Here is a 1789-nt window from a genome sequence, read left to right on the forward strand (position 1 = left end):
AGGCGTTGAGGCTGTAGAAAAAGCCCGAGAAGTCGACTGAATTGGCACGTAAGGCGCTGCTGATTCTGCATGCAATCGGAGTAGCATCATGGCGCGCTATAAGCCGGTCGATCGACACCTTTCCAAGTTGCTTGCGGTGCGTTTCTCCGAGCAGATTCTGCCGGGCAGTTTCGAGTACGCCGTGAACTGGCTGGTCGATCATGAGATCGACATGCGCGTGTTCGATGCGCGGTATCGCAATGATCAGACGGGCGCTGCCGCATACGATCCTGCCGTGCTGCTGAAGATCGTGTTGGTGGGTTATGCACGCGGACTCACTTCGTCGCGTTCCATCGAGCGCGCCTGTCGCGAGAACGTGGTGTTCATGGCCCTGACGGGTGATGCACAGCCGCACTTCACGACGATCGCTTCGTTCATTGCGAAGATGCCGAGCGAGATCACGTCGGTGTTTCGCGACGTGCTGCTGGTTTGTGATGAGCAGGGTTTGATCGGCAAGGAGCTGTTTGCGGTCGACGGCTGCAAGCTGCCGTCGAATGCTTCGCGCACCTGGAGTGGAACCCAAGCGGAGTTATCCAGGAAAGCCGAGAAGATGGAACGCGCCATCACACACTTGCTCGATACGCATCGCCGCCAGGACGCGGGCAGCAATGAAGATGCGCTGCAAGCGCGTGAGCGTCAGCAGATCGAAACGCTGCAAAAGAACAGCCGGAAGATTCGCGATTGGCTGTCCGAGAATCCCGAGAAGACCAATCGTCGCGGTGAGCCGCTCAAATCGAATATCACCGACAACGACTCTGCGACGATGAAGAGCAGTCACGGGGTCATTCAAGGTTATACGGGCGTTGCGGCGGTAGATGCGAAGTCGCAGGTCGTGATGCATGCCGAAGCGTTCGGCACCGGACAGGAAAATGCCTTGCTACCGGAAGTGCTGAGGCAAGTCCGGGAGAATTTCGTTGCGATCGAAGCGGCCGATCCGCTGCTCAGTGCAACGGTGCTGAGTGATTCGGGCTACCACTCCGAGGCCAGCTTGCAGCAAATGGCCGACTTGAAGGTCGATGCGCTGGTCGCCGATACCAATTTCCGAAAGCGCGATCCACGCTTCTCCGAAGCGTATCGGCACAAGCCACCGGAGAAGCAGCGCAAGCCCGGCGAGTACCGCTCGAAGTGGTTTACGGGCAAGGACTTCGAATATGACGAAGCGAACAAAACCTGCATCTGTCCTAACGGACAGCGCCTCAAGCTCAGCTCGGCCAACGTCATCATCAAAGGGCGCAACGGTGTGAGTTTCGAGGGCACGCCGGTGATCTGCGGCCATTGCCCGATCAAGGCCAAGTGCATGCGCAAGCCCGATTCCAGCCCGTATCGGCAAGTCACGTTCTTCGACGGCCGGAAAGCCCATGACACGCATCCGAATACGACGGCAATGAAGAACCGAATCGACAGCCGCGCAGGGCGATTGCTCTACAGCCGGCGCCTGGGGATCGTCGAGCCGGTGTTCGGCAACTTGCATACGCATCGACTGCAACGCTTCACGCTGAGATCGAGGCGTAAGGTCGATGCGCAGTGGAAGCTTTTTGCACTGGTGCATAACGTGCAGAAGCTTCGGGATAAAGCCGTATGAGAAAGCACTTGGAAAGCCCCTCGGAGCGCAGTATCGTCAAGGGCGCCATATCGCCCGATTCCCCGATTATGCGTGCAGCGTTTTTCACCGATTCCTTTTATTGAGAGCAGGCATCGTTTGTCCTGGCCCGTAGCGGCAGTGCGGTTTTTCTACAGACTCGTTGGGCCT

1 protein-coding gene is annotated in these 1789 nt (G+C 57.9%); it reads left to right on the forward strand.

Annotation, left to right across the window (positions count from 1 at the left end; all coding sequences use genetic code 11):
• Nucleotides 1–88: 88 nt before the first annotated feature.
• Nucleotides 89–1621 carry a transposase gene (locus AC3WUM_RS25120; RefSeq protein ID WP_492414071.1) on the forward strand — a complete coding sequence of 511 codons (1533 nt, stop codon included), beginning with the start codon at nucleotides 89–91 and terminating at the stop codon, nucleotides 1619–1621.
• Nucleotides 1622–1789: the final 168 nt, after the last annotated feature.

This window comes from Hydrocarboniphaga sp. FW305-C-57 (assembly GCF_058783045.1).

Excerpts from the sequence above, each read along its gene's own strand:
- AC3WUM_RS25120 (WP_492414071.1), top strand. The coding sequence starts at position 89 with ATGGCGCGCTATAAGCCGGTCGATCGACACCTTTCCAAGTTGCTTGCG.